We start from the raw sequence: 2,932 nt of genomic DNA, 5'->3' as shown, positions 1-2,932 counted from the left end.
CAGGGAGAACTCATCTTGGGGCAAGTTTCGTGCTTAGATGCTTTCAGCACTTATCTTTTCCGCACTTAGCTACCGGGCAATGCCATTGGCATGACAACCCGAACACCAGTGGTGCGTTCACTCCGGTCCTCTCGTACTAGGAGCAACCCCCCTCAATTCTCCAGCGCCCACGGCAGATAGGGACCGAACTGTCTCACGACGTTCTAAACCCAGCTCGCGTACCACTTTAAACGGCGAACAGCCGTACCCTTGGGACCTACTTCAGCCCCAGGATGTGATGAGCCGACATCGAGGTGCCAAACACCGCCGTCGATATGAACTCTTGGGCGGTATCAGCCTGTTATCCCCGGAGTACCTTTTATCCGTTGAGCGATGGCCCTTCCATTCAGAACCACCGGATCACTATGACCTGCTTTCGCACCTGCTCGAGCCGTCACTCTCGCAGTCAAGCTGGCTTATGCCATTGCACTAACCTCCTGATGTCCGACCAGGATTAGCCAACCTTCGTGCTCCTCCGTTACTCTTTGGGAGGAGACCGCCCCAGTCAAACTACCCACCAGACACTGTCCGCAACCCGGATTACGGGTCTACGTTAGAACATCAAACATTAAAGGGTGGTATTTCAAGGATGGCTCCACGCAGACTGGCGTCCACGCTTCAAAGCCTCCCACCTATCCTACACATCAAGGCTCAATGTTCAGTGTCAAGCTATAGTAAAGGTTCACGGGGTCTTTCCGTCTTGCCGCGGGTACACTGCATCTTCACAGCGATTTCAATTTCACTGAGTCTCGGGTGGAGACAGCCTGGCCATCATTACGCCATTCGTGCAGGTCGGAACTTACCCGACAAGGAATTTCGCTACCTTAGGACCGTTATAGTTACGGCCGCCGTTTACCGGGGCTTCGATCAAGAGCTTCTCCTTGCGGATAACCCCATCAATTAACCTTCCGGCACCGGGCAGGCGTCACACCGTATACGTCCACTTTCGTGTTTGCACAGTGCTGTGTTTTTAATAAACAGTTGCAGCCAGCTGGTATCTTCGACTGCCTTCAGCTCCGTCCGCGAGGGACTTCACCTACCGACAGCGTGCCTTCTCCCGAAGTTACGGCACCATTTTGCCTAGTTCCTTCACCCGAGTTCTCTCAAGCGCNTCACCTACCGACAGCGTGCCTTCTCCCGAAGTTACGGCACCATTTTGCCTAGTTCCTTCACCCGAGTTCTCTCAAGCGCCTTGGTATTCTCTACCTGACCACCTGTGTCGGTTTGGGGTACGATTTCGTGTTACCTGGAGCTTAGAGGCTTTTCCTGGAAGCAGGGCATCAGTTACTTCATCACCGTAGTGACTCGTCATCACACCTCAGCGTTAAAAGAGTTCCGGATTTACCTAAAACTCCCGCCTACATGCTTAAACCGGGACAACCGTCGCCCGGATAACCTAGCCTTCTCCGTCCCCCCTTCGCAGTAACACCAAGTGCAGGAATATTAACCTGCTTCCCATCGACTACGCTTTTCAGCCTCGCCTTAGGGGTCGACTCACCCTGCTCCGATTAACGTTGAACAGGAACCCTTGGTCTTCCGGCGAGCGGGCTTTTCACCCGCTTTATCGTTACTTATGTCAGCATTCGCACTTCTGATACCTCCAGCAACCCTCACAGGCCACCTTCAACGGCTTACAGAACGCTCCCCTACCCAACAACACATAGTGTCGCTGCCGCAGCTTCGGTGCATGGTTTAGCCCCGTTACATCTTCCGCGCAGGCCGACTCGACCAGTGAGCTATTACGCTTTCTTTAAATGATGGCTGCTTCTAAGCCAACATCCTGGCTGTCTGTGCCTTCCCACATCGTTTCCCACTTAACCATGACTTTGGGACCTTAGCTGGCGGTCTGGGTTGTTTCCCTCTTCACGACGGACGTTAGCACCCGCCGTGTGTCTCCCGTGATAACATTCTTCGGTATTCGCAGTTTGCATCGGGTTGGTAAGCCGGGATGGCCCCCTAGCCGAAACAGTGCTCTACCCCCGAAGATGAGTTCACGAGGCGCTACCTAAATAGCTTTCGGGGAGAACCAGCTATCTCCCGGTTTGATTGGCCTTTCACCCCCAGCCACAAGTCATCCGCTAATTTTTCAACATTAGTCGGTTCGGTCCTCCAGTTAGTGTTACCCAACCTTCAACCTGCCCATGGCTAGATCACCGGGTTTCGGGTCTATACCCTGCAACTTAACGCCCAGTTAAGACTCGGTTTCCCTGCGGCTCCCCTATACGGTTAACCTTGCTACAGAATATAAGTCGCTGACCCATTATACAAAAGGTACGCAGTCACCTAACAAGTAGGCTCCCACTGCTTGTACGTACACGGTTTCAGGTTCTGTTTCACTCCCCTCGCCGGGGTTCTTTTCGCCTTTCCCTCACGGTACTGGTTCACTATCGGTCAGTCAGGAGTATTTAGCCTTGGAGGATGGTCCCCCCATATTCAGACAGGATACCACGTGTCCCGCCCTACTCTTCGAACTCACAGAAGGTGTGTTTTTGTGTACGGGAGTATCACCCTGTACCCTGCGACTTTCCAGACGCTTCCACTAACACACCAGCTGATTCAGGTTCTGGGCTGCTCCCCGTTCGCTCGCCGCTACTGGGGGAATCTCGGTTGATTTCTTTTCCTCTGGGTACTTAGATGTTTCAGTTCCCCAGGTTCGCCTCGTAACACTATGTATTCATGTTACGATGATGCACAGAGTGCACCGGGTTTCCCCATTCGGACATCGTCGGCTGTAGCGGTTCATATCACCTTACCGACGCTTTACGCAGATTAGCACGTCCTTCATCGCCTCTGACTGCCAGGGCATCCACCGTGTACGCTTAGTCGCTTAACCTCACAACCCACAGGCGTTTTACAACGCATGCAAGCTGCAAGCATTTGAGAGACTCGAACA

The 2,932-nt window shown here is 53.2% G+C and carries 1 rRNA gene; it reads right to left on the bottom strand.

The features are described from left to right. Positions 1–2,872, bottom strand: a 23S ribosomal RNA gene (locus ACPUC8_RS25975); the annotation flags it as partial. Between the last annotated feature and the right edge of the window lie 60 nt (positions 2,873–2,932).

Source organism: Pantoea sp. CFCC18177, from assembly GCF_059412425.1.
Note: the sequence above shows the minus strand (reverse complement) of the source record. Positions and strands in the feature narration are given on the sequence as shown.